At 70.6% G+C, this 19,091-nt stretch carries 9 protein-coding genes; all 9 read left to right on the top strand.

The annotated features are described in order from the left end of the window. Window positions 1-848: 848 nt before the first annotated feature. The 9 genes from malQ (at window position 849) to glgB (ending at window position 18,959) form a co-directional block, all read left to right on the top strand. On the top strand, window positions 849-2,789 hold the full coding sequence (gene malQ, locus D5S19_RS05050) for a 4-alpha-glucanotransferase (protein ID WP_120022160.1): 1,941 nt from the start codon (window positions 849-851) through the stop codon (window positions 2,787-2,789). Window positions 2,790-2,819: 30 nt separating this feature from the next. Beyond that, window positions 2,820-4,949: a glycogen debranching protein GlgX gene (glgX, locus tag D5S19_RS05055; RefSeq protein WP_120022161.1), complete on the top strand. Its 2,130-nt coding sequence runs from the start codon at window positions 2,820-2,822 to the stop codon at window positions 4,947-4,949. Window positions 4,950-5,025: 76 nt separating this feature from the next. Beyond that, window positions 5,026-7,308, top strand: coding sequence for a malto-oligosyltrehalose synthase (gene treY, locus D5S19_RS05060; RefSeq protein WP_120022162.1), 2,283 nt, complete (start codon window positions 5,026-5,028; stop codon window positions 7,306-7,308). Then, a complete protein-coding gene (gene treZ, locus D5S19_RS05065; RefSeq protein ID WP_120022239.1) occupies window positions 7,305-9,032 on the top strand; it encodes a malto-oligosyltrehalose trehalohydrolase in 1,728 nt (575 codons plus the stop codon). Before treY ends, treZ begins: the two co-directional genes overlap by 4 nt. Window positions 9,033-9,173: 141 nt before the next feature. Next, on the top strand, window positions 9,174-11,318 hold the full coding sequence (gene glgX, locus D5S19_RS05070) for a glycogen debranching protein GlgX (protein ID WP_120022240.1): 2,145 nt from the start codon (window positions 9,174-9,176) through the stop codon (window positions 11,316-11,318). A gap of 211 nt (window positions 11,319-11,529) precedes the next feature. Next, window positions 11,530-13,509, top strand: a complete 1,980-nt coding sequence (locus D5S19_RS05075; RefSeq protein ID WP_120022163.1) for an alpha-1,4-glucan--maltose-1-phosphate maltosyltransferase — start codon at window positions 11,530-11,532, stop codon at window positions 13,507-13,509. Between the two features lie 86 nt (window positions 13,510-13,595). After that, complete coding sequence (gene treS, locus D5S19_RS05080; protein ID WP_120022241.1) at window positions 13,596-15,392, top strand: maltose alpha-D-glucosyltransferase; 1,797 nt, start codon at window positions 13,596-13,598, stop codon at window positions 15,390-15,392. Further along, the gene (locus D5S19_RS05085) at window positions 15,389-16,774 is read left to right on the top strand and encodes a maltokinase N-terminal cap-like domain-containing protein (RefSeq protein ID WP_120022164.1); all 1,386 of its coding nucleotides are present in this window, start codon (window positions 15,389-15,391) and stop codon (window positions 16,772-16,774) included. The genes treS and D5S19_RS05085 overlap by 4 nt, the downstream gene beginning before the upstream one ends. Window positions 16,775-16,778: 4 nt before the next feature. Further along, the gene (gene glgB, locus D5S19_RS05090) at window positions 16,779-18,959 is read left to right on the top strand and encodes a 1,4-alpha-glucan branching protein GlgB (protein WP_120022242.1); all 2,181 of its coding nucleotides are present in this window, start codon (window positions 16,779-16,781) and stop codon (window positions 18,957-18,959) included. Window positions 18,960-19,091: the final 132 nt, after the last annotated feature.

The following is a 19,091-nucleotide window of genomic DNA, read 5'->3' on the forward strand; positions in this document are numbered from 1 at the left end:
GCCTTGCTGTTCCTCACCGAATACCGCGCCCGCACAGTAAAAAACGCGGCCCCGGCCTGACACTCGGACAGGTCGCCCTGCTCCTGCAGAACCTGCTCACATGCTGGACCGGGGCCTGCGCCCTCTGTCAACGAGAACTACCCCCATAACAAAGCCCTATCAGCGTCCGTGAAGGGACCCTTCACAGCGCTTACCTTCATGCGTGGTGGGGTCCGAGCGTGCGGGTTTGCGGCGTCGTGGGCCTTGCCGGGGCTGGAACGCGTGGGGCGCGCGGATTCGGGGTGCCGGAGTGTGGTGGGGCGTGAGCGTGCGGTTGTCGGGCGTGGTGGGGCGGGGGTATTTCGGGCGGCCGGGGTCGGCAGCGTGGGGCTGGGGCGTTGCGGGGTCGTCGGGCGTGTGGCCGCTCGGCTCGGCGCGGATTCTCGGCTGCCGCAGCGGGGTGCGCGGCCGGGTCGTCGACGTGATTCGCCCGGTGGTGTGCCGGGAGGATTGCCAAGTGGGGGGAATGGTGATCCGGTCGCCGGACTGTCCACTGAGGATGAGCCAGTCGGGAAACATGCGCGGCCGGGCATGCGGAGGCGCCTCCTCCCGGTCTTCTACCGGCGTCGGAGTGCACCGCCCACCCGAAAACGGGAAACCAACTCGAAAGAGTGAAGTCCGCTGCCACGCGTCATTTTCGGGGCGAGCGGCCCTCTGTGTTCGGTGTGGGCGGTGACCGGCCGGCACGCCCCCCGACCGGCCGGTCACCGCTTCGCCTTCGCGATGCGGCGGGGCGAATGGCGGGCGGGCCCGGTGGCCGGGAGACTGGACCGGTGCAGAGCCCCGCTCCCGGATCCCCGAACCCGCTCGTGTCCCCGGAACTGGCCGAACTCGCCGCCGCGCACGGGGTGGCCACCCGGTACGAGAACTCCGGCCAGATCGAGGTGGCCGTCGAAGCCGACGTCGTGGTCGCCGTGCTCGCGCAGCTGGACGTGGACGCCGCGACGCCGGAGGCGCTCCGGCGGGAGCTGGCCGCGGTGCGGCGGGCTCGTGAGCAAGGCGGCCTGCCGGCCACGTTGATCGTCCGCGCCGGGCGGGAGCGTGCGCTGGGCGTGTCCGCCACCGTGGAGCTGGAGGACGGGACGAGTCGTGACGTCGGCACCACGGTGCCGGCCGACCTGCCGCTGGGCTGGCACGAGGTGGTGACCGCGGACCGGCGGATCCCGCTGGCGGTCGTCCCGGACCGGCTGCCCGCGGTGCCCCCGGCGTGGGGCTGGATGCTGCAGCTCTACGCCCTGCATTCGCCGCAGTCCTGGGGCATGGGCGACTTCGGCGACCTCGCCACGATGGCCACCCGGTCGGCCGCGGAACTCGGCGCGGGCGTGTTGCTGGTCAACCCGGTGCAGGCGATCGCCCCGGCGCATCCCGTGGAGCGCTCGCCGTATTCGCCGTCCAGCCGCCGGTTCGCGAACCCGCTGTACCTACGCGTCACCGACACCGACGCGTACGCGCGGGCCGACGAGGAGACCCGCGCGAAGCTGCGTGGTCCGGCCGCAGGCGAAGGACTGATCGACTACGACGCGGTCTGGACGGCCAAACTCGCGGCGCTTGAGCTGCTCCGGCCGTTCCATCCGCACCCGATCGTCCTCGACGACGATCTGCGTGAGTTCGCGACGTTCTGCGCGCTCGCCGAGGTGCACGGCCACGACTGGCGGGAGTGGCCGGAGCCGCTGCGCGATCCGGGCAGTGTCGAAGTCGCCGCAGCGCGTCGTGAGCTGGCCGGGCGGATCGAGTTCCACGGTTGGCTGCAACACCTCTGCCACGAGCAGCTCGACGCCGCACGCCGCGCCGCGCGGGCGGCCGGGATGCCGGTGGGCGTGGTGCACGACCTGCCGGTCGGCGTCCATCCCGGCGGCGCGGACACCTGGGCCGACCGCGACGTGTTCGCCCCGGGCGTGCGCGTCGGCGCGCCGCCGGACGCCTTCAACCAGCAGGGTCAGGACTGGAATCTGCCGCCGTGGCGGCCGGACCGGCTCGCCGCGGCCGGGTACCGGCCGTTCCGCGACGTCGTACGCGGGGTGCTGCAGCATGCCGACGGTATCCGCGTGGACCACGTCGCCGGGATGTGGCGGCTGTGGTGGATCCCGCCCGGCGAACCGGCCGGCCGGGGGACGTACGTGCACTACGACGCCGAAGCGATGCTCGGCGTGCTGGCGCTGGAGGCGCACCGCGCCGGGGCCGTGGTGGTGGGCGAGGACCTCGGCACCGTCGAAGACGTCGTCACCGAGACCATGCACGAGCGGGGGCTGCTCAGCTCCGCGGTGCTGTGGTTCCAGCGCGACTGGGACGCCCCGGACCAGCCGTTCGTGCGGCCGGAGAAGTGGGATCCCGCCGCGATGGCGAGCATCTCCACGCACGACCTGCCGACAGTCTCCGGCTGGCTCTCCGCGGAGCACGTACGCGTGCGCTCCGAGCTGGGCCTGCTCACCCGCACCAGCGAAGAGGAGTACGCCGCGGCTGACGAGGAGCGCCGCATGCTGCTCGAACTCGTTGCCCGCGAAGGGATCCCGGACGACGACCCGGTGCTCGCCCTGCACGCGCTGCTGGCGTCGGCGGCTTCGCGGCTGGTGCTCACCGCGCCCGCCGACGTGGTCGGCGAGCGGCGTCAGCCGAACCTGCCCGGCACCGTGGACGAGTACCCCAACTGGCGGATTCCCTTGCCCGTCACCGTCGACGAGTTCTTCGCCGACCCGCGCGTGTGGGCGGCGATCGCCCCGCTCGCCGCGGCCCGTCCGTTGCCCAGCAGCTGAAGCCCGACCCGAAGTCCCGAAGGAGAGCCCGTGCGGCCCTGGCCCGGAAAGCCCTACCCCCTCGGCGCCACCTACGACGGTGTGGGGACCAACTTCGCGTTGTTCTCCGAGGTCGCCGAGTACGTGGAGCTGTGCCTGTTCGATGAGCAGGGGACCGAGACCCGGATCCGGCTGGAGGAGGTCGACGGGTTCGTGCACCACGGCTACCTGCTCGCCGTCGGGCACGGGCAGCGGTACGGGTTCCGCGTACACGGCCCGTACGAGCCCGCGAAGGGCCTGCGCTGCAACCCGAACAAGCTGCTGATCGACCCGTACGCGAAGGCGCTCTCGCGTGGGGTCGACTGGAGCGAGGCGCTGTTCAGCTACCGGTTCGACGACCCGGAGCAGCGCAACGACGACGACTCCGCGGGCTACGTGCCGTACTCACTGGTGGTGAGCCCGTTCTTCGACTGGGGCAACGACCGTGCGCCGCGCACGCCGTACCACGAGACCGTCATCTATGAGACGCACGTACGCGGCATGACGATGACGCATCCGTTCGTCCCCGAACGGCTACGCGGCACGTACGCGGGGCTGGCGCACCCGGCGGTGGTCGAGCACCTGCAGAAGCTGGGCGTGACAGCGGTGGAGCTGATGCCGGTACACCAGTTCGTCACCGACCACGCTCTCGACGGGCGGGGGTTGCGCAACTACTGGGGCTACAACACGATCGGCTACTTCGCGCCGCACAACGCGTACGCCGCCATGCCCGGACAGGGCGGTCAGGTACCGGAGTTCAAGGGCATGGTGCGCGCCATGCACGAAGCGGGCATCGAGGTGATCCTCGACGTGGTCTACAACCACACTGCGGAGGGCAACCAGCTCGGTCCGACGCTGTCGATGCGGGGGATCGACAACGAGGCCTACTACCGGCTGGTGGAGGACGATCCGCAGTACTACATGGACTACACCGGCACCGGGAATTCGCTGAACGTGCGCAACCCGCACACCCTGCAGCTGATCATGGACTCGCTGCGCTACTGGGTCACCGAGATGCACGTGGACGGTTTCCGGTTCGACCTCGCCTCCGCGCTGGCCCGGGAGTTCTACGACGTGGACCGGCTGTCCACCTTCTTCGACCTGGTGCAGCAGGACCCGATCGTGAGCCAGGTCAAGCTGATCGCCGAGCCCTGGGACGTCGGGCCGGGCGGCTACCAGGTGGGCAACTTCCCGCCGGGCTGGACCGAGTGGAACGGGCAGTACCGCGACACGGTGCGGGACTTCTGGCGCGGGGAACCGTCCACTTTGGGCGAGTTCGCCTCCCGGATCAGCGGTTCCTCGGATCTGTACCAGGACGACGGGCGCCGCCCGTTCGCCTCGATCAACTTCGTCACCGCGCACGACGGGTTCACCCTGGCGGATCTGGTCTCCTACAACGAAAAGCACAACGAGGCCAACGGCGAGGGCAACCGCGACGGCGCGGACGACAACCGCTCGTGGAACTGCGGGGTGGAGGGTCTCACCGAGGACGCCGGGGTGCTGCGGCTGCGCGCCCGCCAGCGCCGCAACCTGCTGGCCACGCTGCTGCTGTCCCAGGGCGTGCCGATGCTGCTGCACGGCGACGAGATGGGCCGCACGCAGGAAGGCAACAACAACGCCTACTGCCAGGACAGCGAACTGTCCTGGATGGACTGGGACCAGGTCACCGAGAACGCCGATCTGGTCGCGTTCACCGCCGCGCTGACCGCCTTCCGCAAGGCGCATCCGGTGTTCCGGCGCCGCCGGTTCTTCCAGGGCAAGCCGGTGCGCGGCGGCGCGGAACTCGGCGACATCGCCTGGTTCACCCCGGCGGGCGTGGAGATGACCGAGCAGAACTGGGACGACGGCTTCGGCAAGTCGATGGTGATCTTCCTCAACGGCGAGGGCATCCCGGACCTCGACCCACGCGGGATGCCGGTGTCCGACGATTCGTTCCTGCTGGCGTTCAACGCCTACTGGGAGGATCTCGCGGTTACGCTGCCGGGCAACGGCTACGGTCGCGAGTGGACGGTCGTGCTGGACACCGCCACCGGCGAGGTCGGCTGTAGCGGCGCGGAACCGGTCGAGGGCGGTGGCAAGTTCACCCTGGCGGCGCGGTCGCTCGTGGTGCTGCAGCGTACGGCACGTGAGGAGGACGTATGAGTACACAATCGCGTCAGCTTGCTCGTGCGGCCGACTGGGTGCGGGTATCCCGCAAGGCACAGGAGGACGTTGACGAATGAGCACTCCCACTTCGACCTACCGCGTGCAGCTGCGTCCGGAGTTCGGTTTCCTCGAAGCCGCGGGAATCGTCGGCTACCTCAGGGAACTGGGCGTCGGCGCGTTGTACGGCTCGCCGATGCTCGACGCCACCCCCGGGTCCACGCACGGCTACGACGTCACCGATCCGACCAGGGCACGTCCGGAACTCGGCGGGGAGGAAGGCCGGAAAACCCTGGTGGCGCAGGTGAAAGACGCCGCGCTGGGGTTCGTGGTCGACATCGTGCCGAACCACATGTCCGTCGAGGTGCCCAAGGCGAACCGCTGGTGGTGGGACGTGCTGCGGCACGGCCGTGATTCGGCGTACGCGGAGTTCTTCGACATCGACTGGAGCCGTGCCAGGCTGCTCCTGCCGGTGCTCGGCGACGACGCGGCGGTGGCCGAGCTGACCGTGGACGGCGACGAACTCGCCTACTACGAGCACCGGTTCCCGATCGCGCCCGGCACCGGCGAAGGCACGCCGCAGGAGGTGCACGCGCGGCAGCATTACGAACTCGTCGGCTGGCGGCGCGGCAACCGCGAGCTGAACTACCGGCGGTTCTTCGACATCACGAATCTGGCCGCGGTGTCCGTGGAACGTCCCGAGGTGTTCGCCGAGACGCACGGCGAGGTGCTGCGCTGGGTGTCCGCGGGCGAGGTCACCGGGTTGCGGGTGGACCATCCGGACGGTCTCGCCGATCCCGGCGGCTACCTGCGCAGGCTGCGCGCCGGGGCGCCGAACGCGTGGCTGGTGGTGGAGAAGATCCTGCACCCGGGCGAGGCGCTGCCGCAGAGCTGGCCGGTCGACGGCACCACCGGTTACGACGCGCTGGGCGAGATCGCGGGGGTGTTCATCGACCCGTCCGCGGCGCCGGTGTTCACCCGGCTGACGGCCGAACAGGGCGCGCGGACCGGGTACGTGGAGGTCGAGGAGCGTTCACGGCGCCTGGTCACCGACGAGATCCTGGTCGCCGAGGTGCGTCGGATCGCCGCGCTGCTCGGCGGGGTCGATCCGGAGGCGGCGCGCGCGGCGGTCGCCGAGGTGATGATCGCGTTCGGGGTCTACCGCTCGTATCTGCCGGAGGGCGCGCGCACGTGGGCGGCTGCGGTGGAGCGGGCGCGGGGTCGCCGTCCGGAGCTGGCCCCGGCGTTCGACGCGCTCGACAGCCAGGTGCGGGGCGCGCCGCAGGGCGAGTTGGCCACGCGCCTGCAGCAGACCTCGGGAATGGTCGTGGCGAAGGGCACCGAGGACACCACGTTCTACCGGTTCACCCGGTTCGCCGCGCTGAACGAGGTCGGCGGCAGCCCGGACCGGTTCGGCCTGGCCGTGCCGGATTTCCACACGCTGGCCGCGGGCCGCGCCGCTGCGCAGCCGACCACCATGACCACGTTGACCACGCACGACACCAAACGGTCCGAGGACACCCGGGCACGGCTCGCCGCACTGTCCGAAGTGGCCGACGAGTTCGTCGCCGCGGTACGCCGGTGGACTGCCCGGCGTGGGCTGAGCGAACCCGCGCTGAACCTGCTGGCCTGGCAGACCCTGGTCGGTGCCTGGCCGATCTCGCCCGAACGGCTGCGCGCTTACCTGGACAAGGCGGCCAAGGAGGCCAAGCTCCGCACCAGCTGGACCGACCACGACGAGGAGTTCGAACAGGCCGTCGCCGCGTGGCCGGACGAGGTGCTCGCCGACGCCGAGCTGGCCGCCGACGTGGCGGCGTTCGTCGCCAGGGTGCGGGGCGCGGGCTGGTCGAACTCGCTCGGCCAGAAGCTGGTGCAACTGGCCGGACCCGGCGTGCCGGATGTCTACCAGGGCACCGAGCTGTGGGACCACTCGCTGGTCGACCCGGACAACCGGCGCCCGGTCGACTACCTGTCCCGCCGGGAGATCCTGGCGCGCGTACAGGCGGGGCAGCAGCCCGCGATCGACGCGTCCGGGGCGGCGAAACTCCTTGTCGTGCACCGGGTTCTGGCCCTGCGCCGGGATCGGCCGGAGCTGTTCACCGGTTACCGTCCGCTACACGCCGAGGGCCTCGCCGCCGACCACTTGCTCGCGTTCGAACGAGGGGAGCGGCTGGTCGTGGCGGTGACCCGGCTGCCGCTCGGGCTCGAACGCGCGGGTGGCTGGCGGGACACCGTCCTGCCGCTGCGCGACGGCGAGTGGACCGACGTGCTCACCCGCCGTGCGGTCGGCGACGCACCCCGCGCGGCCACGCTGTTCGATCGTTATCCGGTGGCCTTGCTGGTTCGGGAGGAAGCCTGATGTTCACCGTGTGGGCGCCCACGGCCGACCGGGTCCGCGTACGCGTTGACGGCGTTGACCACGAAATGACCACGGCCGAAGGCGGCTGGTGGCGCACCGAGGTCACCGGCAGCGACTACGCGTTCCTGCTCGGCGACGACGAACGGCCCCTGCCCGACCCCCGTTCGCTGCGGCAGCCACACGGCGTACACGAAGCGTCGCGCGTGTACGACCACAGCGAGTTTACCTGGACCGACCACGCGTGGACCGGACGACAGCTGCCCGGCGCGGTGATCTACGAGCTGCACCTCGGCACCTTCACCGGGGACGGGACGTTCGACGCCGCGATCGAGCGACTGGGCCACCTGGTCGACCTGGGCGTCACCCACGTCGAGCTACTCCCGGTGAACTCCTTCGACGGCGTCGCCGGCTGGGGCTACGACGGCGTGCTGTGGGGCGCCGTGCACGAGCCGTACGGCGGCCCGGACGGGCTGAAGCGGTTCGTCGACGCCTGTCACGCGCGTGGGCTCGCCGTGGTGCTCGACGTGGTCTACAACCACCTCGGCCCGTCCGGTGCCTATCTAGACCGGTTCGGCCCGTACTTCGCCGGTCGCACCGACTGGGGTGCCGGGCTGAATCTCGACGGCGTCGGCTCGGACGAGGTACGTCGCTACGTACTGGACAACGCGCTGGGCTGGCTGCGCGACTTCCACGTGGACGGGCTCCGGCTCGACGCCGTGCACGCGCTGGTCGACAAGCGCGCGACGCATCTGCTGGAGGAGCTGGCCGTCGAGGTCGAAGCGCTGTCCACCACGCTCGGCCGCCCGCTGCCGTTGATCGCCGAGTCCGACCTGAACGACCCGAAGCTGGTCACCAGCCGTGACGGCGGCGGTTACGGACTGGACGCGCAATGGTCCGACGACCTGCACCACGCGCTGCATGTCCGGCTCACCGGCGAGACCACCGGCTACTACCCGGACTTCGCCGCGCCGGACGCATTGGCGAAGACGCTGCGCGAGGTGTTCTTCCACGCCGGTACCTGGTCCTCGTTCCGCGAGCGCACGCACGGCCGTCCGGTGGACACGCGCGTGCTGCCGGGCCACCGGTTCCTCGCCTACCTGCAGGACCACGACCAGATCGGCAACCGCGCGGCCGGGGACAGGCTGTCCGCGACGGTGCCCGCGGGCCTGCTCGCCTGTGGGGCCGCCGTCGTGTTCTGCTCGCCGTACACGCCGATGCTGTTCATGGGGGAGGAGTGGGCGGCGAGCACGCCGTGGCAGTTCTTCGCCTCCTTCCCTGACCCGGAGATGGCCGAAGCGGTCCGTACGGGGCGTCGCCGCGAGTTCTCCCGGCATGGCTGGGTCGCCGAGGACGTGCCGGACCCGATGGACCCGGCCACCGTCGCCCGGTCACGGCTGGACTGGTCTGAGCCGGGCCGCGACGGCCACCGCGAGATGCTCGCCTTGTACCAGATGCTGATCCGGCTCCGCCGCGACCGCCCCGAGCTGGCCGACCCGCGGCTCGCCGGGCTCGTCGTGGAAACCGCGCCTGACGGCTCGTGGCTGGTCCTGCACCGCGGCGCACTCCGCCTGGCCTGCAACTTCGCCCCGGACCCGGCCACCGTCCCGCTCTCCGGCACCCCGGGCGCGATCCTCGCTTCCTGGGGCGAACCGCGCTTCGCGGGTTCTTCCGCCCTGCTACCCGGCCACTCCTTCGTCCTCACCGCCCCGGCCCAAGAGCTGTGAAGGGACCCTTCACAGCCTCAGCGTCCGTGAAGGGTCCCTTCACAGCCTTGGCGCGCCCGGAGGGTGGGGGAGAGTGGGAGGGGCGGGAAAGAGCCCCCGGTGGCGGAGCCGCCGCGGCGCCGGGACTGGAAGGATCTGCCCATGGCTACCCGACCCGCACCCGACAACCAGGTCCTCGCCGGCCGCCCGTTCCCGCTCGGTGCCCACCCGGAGGCGGGCGGCGTCCGCTTCGCGGTGACCTCGGCGGTCGCCGATTCGGTCGAGGTCTGCCTGATCGGCGAGGACGGGACGGAACGGCGGATCGAGCTGACCGAGCGTACCTTCGGCGTGTGGCACGGGCTGGTCCCCGGCGTCACCGTCGGTCAGCGTTACGGCTACCGCGTACACGGCCCGTACGACCTGGCACGCGGGCTGCGCTGCAACCCGGCGAAGCTGCTCGTGGATCCGTACGCGCGCCGGATCACCGGACGGCTGACCGACCTGGTCGCGGCGCAGGGCTTCGTCGGCGACCCGGACCGCGGCCCGAAATCCACTGTGGACTCGCTGGGCCGGGTGCCGCTGTCGGTGGTCACCTCGCCCGGCGGCCCGGAGACCGGGATCAAGCCGGAGGTGCCGTTCGAGGAGTCGGTGTTCTACGAGCTGCACGTGAAGGGCTTCACCGCGCAGCACCCGTTCATCCCCGAACCGCTGCGCGGCACCTACCTCGGCCTGGCCCACCCGGTGGTGATCGAGCACCTGACCCGGCTCGGGGTGACCGCGGTGGAGCTGCTGCCGGTGCACGCCTACGCCGACGAGCCCGCGCTGATCCGCGCCGGGCGGCACAACTACTGGGGTTACTCGCCGCTGGGCTACTTCGCGCCGCATCCGTCCTACGCCAGCGAGCCAGGCCGTGAGGTCGAGGAGTTCCGCACGATGGTGGCCGCGCTCCACGGCGCGGGCATCGAGGTCATTCTCGACGTGGTCTTCAACCATACCTGCGAAGGCGGTCCGGACGGGCCGACGCTGTCCCTGCGCGGTCTCGACGCCCCCGCCTACTACCTGCACACCCGGCGCGGGCACATGGCCGATCTGACCGGCTGCGGCAACACCCTGGACGCCGGTTCGCCCACGGTGGTCCGCCTGGTCACCGATTCCCTGCGGTACTGGACGCAGGAGCTGGGCGTGGACGGTTTCCGGTTCGACCTGGCGAGCACGCTCGGCAGGCCGGGCGGGGGCGGCTTCGACCGTGATTCCGCGATGTTCACCGCGATCACCACCGACCCCGTGCTGGCGCGGTGCAAGCTGATCGCCGAACCGTGGGACGCGACCGCCGGGGGATACCAGGTGGGCGGCTTCGGCCCGCAGTGGGCGGAGTGGAACGGCCGCTACCGGGACACGGTGCGGGACTTCTGGCGCGGCGCCACCGGCGTGCGCGATCTCGCCTACCGGCTGTCCGGCTCGTCCGACCTCTACGACCACAACCTGCGCCGCCCCTGGCAGTCGGTCAACTTCGTCACCGCGCACGACGGGTTCACCCTGCGGGATCTGGTGTCCTACAACGAAAAGCACAACGAGGCCAACGGCGAGGACAACCGCGACGGCACGACCGACAACCGCTCGTGGAACCACGGCGTGGAGGGCGAGACCGACAACGAGGCGATCACCACGCTGCGCGCCCGGCAGGCGCGTAACCTGCTGGCAACCCTGCTGTTGTCCACCGGTACGCCGATGCTCACCGCGGGCGACGAAATGTGGCGCACCCAGCGGGGCAACAACAACGCCTACTGCCTCGACGACGAGACGTCCTGGATCGACTGGACGCCGCCGGAGGAAGCGGTGCCGATCCTCGCCTTCACCCGCCGCATGGTGCGGCTGCGCGCGGAAAGCCCGGCGCTGCGGCAGCCGGAGTTCTTCGAAGGCCGCACCACCCTCAGCGGCAAACCTGATCTGGTGTGGTTCCGGCCGGACGGCGAGGAGTTCGACGAGGTCGACTGGTTCGACGAGGACCGGCGCACGCTGTGCCTGTGGATCGACGGGTCGAACAGCCAGGCGCGCAACCGGGAAGGCGCGCTCGTCACGGACCATTCCTGGTTGCTGATGTTGCATTCCGGTGACGAACCGGTGGACGTGGTGTTGCCCGGACCGGAATACGGCGAGACGTTCAAGCCCACTTTGGACACTGGGACCGCGGACGGCAGCCCGGCGAACCCCGGCGTGCTCGAACCGAAGTCGACGATCCGGATGACCGCGCATTCCCTGCAGCTGCTGCGTGCGCCGCGCGACCACCTCACCACCCCACTTCCCTGACGCACGCCCCGGTTGGGTCCGTGAAGGGACCCTTCACGGACCCAGAGTCCGTGAAGGGTCCCTTCACAGCCGCCCGGACGGTGGTGCGTTCGCTCGACCGGGTGGCGGCGGGGGAGGTAAAAGGCCCCGCTGTCAAGGGCTTTGCGGGAATCAGGCACACTGCAAGTGCTCGCGTCCGCACTGTCCGACCACGGGAAAAAGGGGCGTTGCCATGTCCGGCAGGCTCGGGATCGACGACGTCGCACCTACCGTCAGCTGTGGCCGCTATCCGGCCAAAGCCGTTGTGGGAGAACACTTTCCGGTCACCGCCACGGTCTGGCGCGAGGGACACGACGCGGTCGCGGCCACCGTGTCCTGGCGCGGTCCGGGCGACCGTGCCGCCCGGCAGGCCCGGATGAGCGAGCAGGGCAGCGGGCTGGACCGGTTCGGCGCGGTGCTGGTGCCCGATGCCGAGGGCATGTGGACCTACCGGGTGGACGCGTGGAGCGATCCGTGGGCCACCTGGGAGCACACGGTCGAGGTGAAGATCGGCGCCGGGCAAGGGGCCGGCGAGCTGGCCAACGATCTGGAGACCGGCGCCCTGCTGCTGGAGCGCGTCTCGCGCCGGCCGGAGCGCCGGGGTGAGCGCGCCCTGCTGGCCGGCGCCGCGGCCGCGCTGCGCGACGAGGACCGCCCGCTCGCCGAGCGGGCCGGCCCGGCGCTCTCGCCGGAGGTCCGCCGGATCATGCACGAGTTCCCGGTACGGGAGCTGATCACCAAGGGCCGCACGCTGAAGCTGTGGGTGGATCGCCGCCGCGCCGCGTTCGGGTCCTGGTACGAGTTCTTCCCGCGCTCCACCGGCGGCGTGGACGCGCAGGGGCGCCCGGTGCACGGCACCTTCGCCACCGCCACGCGCGAGCTGGACCGGATCGCGGGCATGGGCTTCGACGTGGTCTACCTGCCCCCGATTCACCCGATCGGCCGAGTGAACCGCAAGGGCCCCAACAACACCCTGGACGCCACCCCGGACGACACCGGCTCGCCGTGGGCGATCGGCGCGGACGAGGGCGGGCACGAGGCGGTGCACCCGCGGCTGGGCACGATCGAGGACTTCGGCGCGTTCACCGCGCGCGCCGGGGAGCTGGGCCTGGAGGTCGCGCTCGACCTGGCGCTGCAGGCCGCGCCGGATCACCCGTGGGTGCTCAAGTATCCGGAGTTCTTCACCACCCGCCCGGACGGCACCATCGCCTACGCGGAGAACCCGCCGAAGAAGTACCAGGACATCTACCCGATCAACTTCGACAACGATCCGCGCGGCCTCTACGAGGAGGTGCTGCGCGTGGTGCTGCACTGGGTCTCGCACGGGGTGCGGATCTTCCGGGTGGACAACCCGCACACCAAGCCGCCGGACTTCTGGACCTGGCTGATCCAGACGGTCAAGGACACGCATCCGGACGTGCTGTTCCTGGCCGAGGCGTTCACCCGCCCGGCCCGGCTGTGGGGGCTGGCCAAGCTCGGTTTCACCCAGAGCTACACCTACTTCACCTGGCGCACCACCAAGGATGAGCTGACCGAGTTCGGCACCGATCTGGTCGCGCACTGGCCGGAGGGCCGCCCGAACCTGTTCGTGAACACCCCGGACATCCTGCACGCATCGTTGCAGCACGGCGGTCCGGGCATGTTCGCGCTGCGCGCCGCGCTGGCCGCCACGATGTCGCCGACCTGGGGCGTCTACTCCGGGTATGAGCTGTTCGAGAGCGAGCCGGTCCGCCCGGGCAGCGAGGAGTACCTCGACTCGGAGAAGTACCAGCTGCGCCCGCGGGACTTCGCCGGCGCGCTCGCGCAGGGCCGTTCGCTGGAGCCGTGGCTGGCCCGGTTGAACGCGATCCGCCGCGCGCACCCGGCGTTGCAGGGTATGCGTTCGCTGCACTTCCACCACGTGGACAACGACGCGCTGATCGCCTACTCCAAACAGGATCCGGCGACCGGTGACACGGTGGTCGCCGTGGTCACCCTCGATCCGCACAGCGCCCGGGAGGGCACGCTGCGGCTCGACCTGCCCGCGCTCGGGTTCGACCGGGCGGAACGGCTGATCGCGCACGACGAGGTCACGGGCGACACCTGGGACTGGAGCGCGGAGAACTTCGTGCGGCTCGAACCGTGGCGGGCGGTGGCGCACGTGGTCTCGCTGCGCCGCCGGCTCGCGGACTGACCGGCGGATCCCGCCCGCCCACCCTGCACGCGCGCGCCGCGGCAGGGACGATCGAACGTACCCGGGACAAGACTGAGGTGGAACGGATGGACGAGGAGCGCCGGCTCGATCCGGCACCGGGCCTGGCGGGCGTGCCGCACACCGGCGAGGCGGTGACGGCGGACGGCCTGCTGGTGGAACCGCAGGCGGACGACTTCGGGCACGCGCACGCCGCGCCGCGCGATCCGGAGTGGTTCAAGGGCGCGGTGTTCTACGAGGTGCTCGTGCGTGCGTTCGCCGACTCGAACGGCGACGGCACCGGGGACCTGCGCGGGCTGGCCGGGCGGCTGGATTACCTCGAATGGCTGGGCGTGGACTGCCTGTGGCTGCCGCCGTTCTACGCCTCACCGCTGCGCGACGGCGGGTACGACATCAGTGATTTCCGTGCCGTACTGCCGGAATTCGGCAGTGTCGAGGATTTCGTGTACCTGCTCGACGAAGCGCATCGGCGGGGTATCCGGGTGATCACCGATCTGGTGCTGAACCACACCTCGGACCAGCACCCGTGGTTCCAGCAGTCGCGCCAGGATCCGGACGGCCCGTACGGCGACTACTACGTGTGGAGCGACGACGACTCGCGCTACGCGGACGCGCGGATCATCTTCGTCGACACCGAGACGTCGAACTGGACCTACGACCCGGTGCGTGGCCAGTTCTACTGGCACCGCTTCTTCACGCATCAGCCGGATCTCAATTACGAGAACCCGGCCGTGCAGGAGGCGATGATCGATGTGCTGCGGTTCTGGCTGGACCTGGGCATCGACGGGTTCCGGCTGGACGCCGTGCCGTATCTGTTCGAGGAGGAGGGCACCAACTGCGAGAACCTGCCGCGCACGCACGAGTTCCTCAAGCGGTGCCGCAAGGTGGTCGACGACGAGTTCCCGGGCCGGATCCTGCTGGCCGAGGCGAACCAGTGGCCTTCGGACGTGGTGGAGTACTTCGGCGATCCGGCGGCCGGCGGGGACGAATGCCATATGGCCTTCCATTTCCCGCTGATGCCGCGGATCTTCATGGCCGTGCGCCGCGAGTCGCGGTTCCCGATCTCGGAGATCCTGCTGCAGACGCCGCAGATCCCGTCCGGCACGCAGTGGGGCATCTTCCTGCGCAACCACGACGAGCTGACGCTCGAAATGGTCAGCGACGAAGAGCGCGACTACATGTACGCCGAGTACGCCAAGGATCCGCGGATGAAGGCGAACATCGGCATCCGCCGCCGCCTGGCGCCGCTGCTGGACAACGACCGCAATCAGCAGGAGCTGTTCACCGCGATGTTGTTGTCGCTGCCGGGTTCCCCGGTGCTGTATTACGGCGACGAGATCGGTATGGGCGACAACATCTGGCTCGGCGATCGGGATGCGGTGCGCACTCCGATGCAGTGGACACCGGACCGCAACGCGGGGTTCTCCGCCTGCGATCCGGGCCGCATCTACCTGCCGGTGATCATGGACCCGGTCTACGGCCACCAGGCGCTGAACGTGGAGGCGCAGGCGGAGAACGCGTCGTCGCTGCTGAACTGGACCCGCCGGATGATCGAGGTACGCAAGCAGCATCACGCTTTCGCGCAGGGGGATTTCCTCGATCTCGGCGGCTCGAACCCGAGCGTGCTGGCCTACCAGCGGCAATGGCGCCGGCCGGACGGGCGCCAGGACGTGGTGCTGTGCGTGAACAACCTCTCGCGCTTCCCTCAGCCGGTGGAGCTGGACCTGGCCGCGCACCAAGGGGCCACGCCGGTGGAGCTGACCGGCGGCGTGCGGTTCCCGGACATCGGCGAGCTGCCGTATCTGCTGACCCTGCCCGGGCACGGGTTCTACTGGTTCCAGCTGCTCGGGCCGGACGACGCGTGACGGGCGAGCACGGGATCCCCGCCGGGCGGCTGGCGCAGTGGCTGCCCGCTCAGCGCTGGTTCGCGGGCAAGGACCGCCCGGTCGACGTGGTCCGCCCGCACGAGCCCACCGTGCTGATCGAGGGTGATCCGGCGCTGTGGCATGTCGTGGTGGACGTGGTGCAGGGCGAGCGCGTCGAGCCGTATCAGCTGCTCGTCGGATGGCGTTCCGGGACACCGGAGATCGCGTCGTCCGCCTTGTTCGGCGAGGGCAGCGATCGTTACGAGGCCAGCGGCGACGCGGACCTCACCGCGATGCTGCTCGACGCGATGGCGGCCGGGACCCGGATCGATGGGCTGAGTTTCGCCGCCGAGCCGGGGGAACAGCTCACCGGCGGGTTGCGCGCGCGGCCGATCACCACCGAGCAGAGCAACACCTCGCTGGTGTACGGCGGGCAGTACATCCTGAAGCTGTTCCGGAAACTCAGCCCGGGCATCAACAAGGATCTGCTGCTGCACCGCGCCCTGCAGGCCGCCGGGTGCGCGCACGTGGCCCGGGTCGTCGGCTCGATCACCGGTGAGCTGGCCGGGGAACCGGTCACCATCGGCATGCTGCAGGAATACCTGCCCGACGCCGTCGACGGCTGGGCGATGGCGAGCACGAGCGTGCGTGACCTGCTGGCCGATCCGGACCTGCGGCCGGACGAGGCGGGCGGCGATTTCGCAGCCGAGGCCGAGCGGCTGGGCGCCGCCGTCGCCGCGGTGCACGCGGATCTGGCCGGGGCACTCGGTACCGACCCGGTGGACCGGGCCGAGCTGGCCCGCACGGTGCGGGCGATGCACGAACGGCTGGATCAGGTCGCCGCGGCGGTGCCACAGCTCGCTCCGCATGTCCCCGCGCTGCGGGCGGCGTTCGACGCGGTGGGCGCCGCGGATCTGCCGCCGGTGTCGCGGCAGTACATCCACGGCGATCTGCACTTGGGACAGGTGCTGCGCACGGTCGGCGGCTGGCTGCTGCTGGACTTCGAGGGTGAACCCGCCGCGCCGGTCGCGCAGCGGCACGCGTTGCAGTCGCCGCTGCGTGATGTCGCGGGCATGCTCAGGTCCTTCGACTACGCCGCGCAGCAATTCCTGGTCGGCGAAGCCGAACACGGGCCGGAGACGGCGGCGCGAGCGCAGGAGTGGGCGCAGCGCAACCGCGCCGCCTTCTGTGCCGGGTACGCCGAGGCCGGCGGCCCGGTCGGTGACCCGCTCGCGCACGCGGTGCTGCTGCGGGCTTTCGAACTCGACAAGGCGGTCTACGAGGTCGCCTACGAACACGCGAACCGGCCGGACTGGCTGGCCGTGCCGCTGGCAGCGATCGCCCGCAGCACCGAAGAAGGTGAGGGATCCCGTGACCAGTGATCCGATGCACGCCGTTCCCCGGGAGCTGTCCGCGGCGGCTCCGTCCCCGCAGGACATCGACCGGCTGCTGGACGGCTCGCATCACGACCCGCACACTGTACTCGGCGTACACGCCGTTGAGCACGGTGTCGCGGTCCGCGCGCTGCGGCCCGGCGCGGAGGCCGTCACGGTGCTCGCCGGGGACCGCCGGTACCCGCTCGATCGGGTCGCGGACGCGCTGTTCGCCGCGATCCTGCCCGAGCACCCGGGCGACTACCGGATCGAGGTCGCCTACCACGGGCAGACCGTGGTCACCGACGACCCGTACCGCTGGCTGCCCACCGTCGGCGAGCTTGACCTGCACCTGATCGGCGAAGGCCGGCACGAACGGCTGTGGGACGTCCTTGGCGCGCATGTACGTTCGTACGACACGCCGAACGGCGCCGTCCGCGGAGTGTCCTTCGCGGTGTGGGCGCCGACCGCGCGCGGCGTGCGGGTGATCGGTGACTTCAACGGCTGGGAAGGCCGTGGGCACGCCCTGCGGTCGCTCGGCTCGTCCGGCGTGTGGGAGCTGTTCGTACCCGGCGTGGAGACCGGCGCCTGCTACAAGTTCCGCATTCTCGGTGCGGACGGGCAGTGGCATGAGAAGGCCGACCCGATGGCGTTCGCCACCGAGGTACCACCCGCGACCGCCTCGAAGGTGACCGAATCCGCCTACGCCTGGAGCGACGCGGAGTGGATCGCCCGGCGCGAGGCGACCGAGTGGGCGGACGCGCCGATGAGCGTGTACGAGGTCCACCTCGGCTCGTGGCGGCCCGGCCTCGGCTACCGCGAGCTGGCCGACCAGCTCGCCGATTACGTGCAGGACACCGGGTTCACGCACGTGGAGTTCCTGCCGGTGGCCGAGCATCCCTTCGGCGGTTCCTGGGGTTACCAGGTGACCTCGTACTACGCGCCCACCTCGCGGTTCGGTTCACCGGACGATTTCCGGTATCTGGTCGATCATCTGCATCGCCGCGGGATCGGCGTGCTGGTGGACTGGGTGCCGGCGCATTTCCCGCGCGACGCCTGGGCGCTCGCCCGGTTCGACGGCAGCCCGCTCTACGAGCACGAGGATCCGCGCCGCGGCGAGCAGCCGGACTGGGGCACCCTGGTGTTCAACTTCGGGCGCAACGAGGTGCGCAACTTCCTGGTCGCGAACGCGTTGTTCTGGCTGGAGGAGTTCCATCTCGACGGCCTGCGCGTGGACGCGGTCGCCTCGATGCTCTACCTGGACTACTCGCGCGGCGAGGGGGAGTGGCTGCCCAATGAGTACGGTGGCCGGGAAAACCTCGACGCGGTGCGGTTCCTGCAGGAGCTGAACGCGACCGTCTACAAGCGACACCCGGGTGTGGTGCTGGTGGCCGAGGAGTCCACCGCCTGGCCCGGCGTCACGCGCCCGACCCACTTGGGCGGCCTGGGTTTCGGCTTCAAGTGGAACATGGGCTGGATGCACGACACGCTCCGCTACCTCGGCCACGAGCCGGTGCACCGGGCCTACCACCACAACGAGATGACCTTCTCGCTCGTCTACGCCTGGAGCGAGAACTTCGTGCTGCCGCTCTCGCACGACGAAGTGGTGCACGGCAAGGGCTCGCTGTGGGAGCGGATGCCCGGCGACGACTGGAACAAGGCGGCCGGCCTGCGGGCGCTGCTGGCCTTCATGTGGGCGCATCCGGGCAAGCAGCTGCTGTTCATGGGCGGGGAGTTCGGCCAGACGCGCGAATGGTCGGAGTCCCGCGCGCTGGACTGGGAGCTGCTGGAGACGCCGCTGCACCGCGGGGTGCGGGACCTCACGCGGCAGCTGAATGCGCTCTACCGTGAGTCCCCGGCGTTGTTCTCCCAGGACGTCCGGCCGGAGGGCTTCCGCTGGATCGACGCGAACGACTCGGGTGGCAACGTGCTGAGCTTCCTGCGTCTCGGCGCGGACGGCTCGCGGCTGGCCTGCGTCGCGAACTTCGCCGGGGTGCCGCACCGTGACTACCGGGTCGGGCTGCCCGCCGCCGGCCGCTGGACGGAGGTGCTCAATACCGACGCCGAGGCGTTCGGCGGGTCCGGGGTGGGCAACCTGGGCGCGGTCGAGGCCACCGCGGAGCCGTGGCACGGGCTGCCGGCCTCGGCGGTGCTGCAGCTTCCGCCGAGTGGAGTGCTGTGGCTGGCCGGATAGTGGTCGCCCGGCATCAGGTCGGAAAATATCTCACGTTCTGTCTTGCCGGTGGCCGGTCCCGGGGCCATACTTTGTTGCCATTCACAACAAACTCCCGGGTGGCGCCGCCGGGCCGCCCCTCGAACAATTAGG

The organism is Amycolatopsis panacis, assembly GCF_003600245.1.
Classification (GTDB): Bacteria; Actinomycetota; Actinomycetes; order Mycobacteriales; family Pseudonocardiaceae; genus Amycolatopsis; species Amycolatopsis sulphurea.